This is a genomic window from Pseudovibrio sp. Ad5 (genome assembly GCF_001623095.1).
Taxonomy (GTDB): Bacteria; Pseudomonadota; Alphaproteobacteria; order Rhizobiales; family Stappiaceae; genus Pseudovibrio.
On record NZ_LMCH01000044.1, the window covers coordinates 1 to 1,641 of the forward strand.

At 46.2% G+C, this 1,641-nt stretch carries 2 protein-coding genes and 1 pseudogene; 2 read left to right on the plus strand and 1 reads right to left on the minus strand.

The genetic code is table 11. The features are described 5' to 3' along the window. Window positions 1-161 precede the first annotated feature (161 nt). Window positions 162-817 (minus strand): annotated as a pseudogene (locus tag PsAD5_RS14365) (IS6 family transposase). 62 nt (window positions 818-879) lie between these two features. Between PsAD5_RS14365 and PsAD5_RS27660 the strand changes: the two are divergent. After that, the gene (locus PsAD5_RS27660) at window positions 880-1,170 is read left to right on the plus strand and encodes a helix-turn-helix transcriptional regulator (protein ID WP_206599738.1); all 291 of its coding nucleotides are present in this window, start codon (window positions 880-882) and stop codon (window positions 1,168-1,170) included. 289 nt (window positions 1,171-1,459) lie between these two features. Continuing rightward, a partial coding sequence (locus tag PsAD5_RS28180; protein WP_206599739.1) for a hypothetical protein occupies window positions 1,460-1,641 on the plus strand: 182 nt, incomplete at its 3' end.

Consider the following 1,641-nt stretch of genomic DNA (forward strand, 5'->3'; position numbering starts at 1 on the left):
TTCTCAGCTGCAGCGCTGGCGGTCCGTGTGTTGTGCCCCATTGTTCACTCCTAATCTCATGATCATGAGCCAAAACACTCCCTTATTCAAATTAACCGATCTGTCCATAAGGCTTCGATGGGGAACAACGTTTACATGATAACCCCTTTGAAACATTCTTGTTATGTCCACCTAAAACGAACTAAAATAACAATATACAAAGTAGCACTTGGGCCAATTCCGAAGGCCCGCTCAACGAGGCGGGCTTCACCTAGAACATTCTTCGAGAAATTGAAGGCACCAGCCTGACCTTTGCGTAGAGCCCGCATTACTTCAAAGCCTTTGATCATCGCATAGGCGGCCCTTATGGTTTTGAACCCACGTACAGGTTTGATGAGCTGTTTCAGCTTGCCGTGATCAGCTTCGATGATATTGCTCAGATACTTCACTTGGTGATGTTCAATGTCCGTGGGGCATTTTCCTTCTGTTTTCAACTCGGATATAGCAAGGCCATATGTTGGGGCCTTGTCGGTGTTGATAGTATTGCCGAACTTGTCTACGGCTCGGTAGAGATAGGTCCATTTCCCGCCAACCTTTATGTAGTTTTCTTCAACCCGCCAACAGCAGGAGGATGGACACCGCCATTGCCAACGCAGTCGCTTTTCCATCTCCTGGGCATATCTCTAGATCCATCTGTAAATTGTAGCATGATCAACGCAAACGCCGCGCTCAACCATTATCTGTTCAAGGTCACGATAACTGATGCCGTATCTGCAATACCAGCGAACCGCCCATAATGCCACTTCACCACTGAATAGCGGCCTTTCGAAGCATTTATGGTGACTAATATTAATGCTTGTATATTAGCAATTAAATAGCTCATCTGATATAATTGCTATTATGGAAGCATTTAAACTCACATCACCAGATGAAATCCTAACAGCTCTTGCTCGGCGCATTCAGGAGCGGCGCATCTCCGCTGATCTTACCCAAAAAGAACTAGCGGCTCGATCAGGCGTTTCATACTCTTCAGTGCGCCTATTAGAGACTAATGGAAAAGGTTCTCTGTTAGCCGCAATTAAGTTGGCTTTTGCCTTGGATGCAGAAGACGGTTTCGAAACATTATTTAAGAACAAAATCCCACGATCTATTGAAGATGTTATCGATAAACGTAAACGAGTGCGGCGATAAGTACCCTCCAGTTGCACATTGCTTTTTCGTTTCACTCAAAATTGGAGGAGAGAACCCAGGATATGCCAGTTAGCTTGGAAAGATCAAACTCGCCATCGTCAAGAAGGTTCAGCTCTGTTTGCACCTTTGATGATACTGAGCTTGTAAGATCGGTCATCATGGAATGGCCGCGATATGCCAAACAAGCGGGCTAAACACATAGGAGAACTAAGAAAGTGATCGTCAACTCAATAGTGTTCGTGGGCACCAACCAACATCCTCTAGCTTGTTTGTGAGACTGAAGTGTTTGTTGGCGACCTTCCTAGTTGAGTGCCGATGCCAAATTGACGGTGGTTTCAACTGGTGGATGGACCGCCTGCTCCCCCGAGGCGCAGGCTCTATAGTGATCCTGTTGTTATTCAACCGGAGCAGTCCCATGACCACAGAACTTCTTTCCGTCGGCATCGACATTGGCAAAGATACATTGCACAT

Coding starts and splice junctions, on each gene's coding strand:
- PsAD5_RS27660 (WP_206599738.1), top strand. CDS start 880: ATGGAAGCATTTAAACTCACATCACCAGATGAAATCCTAACAGCTCTT.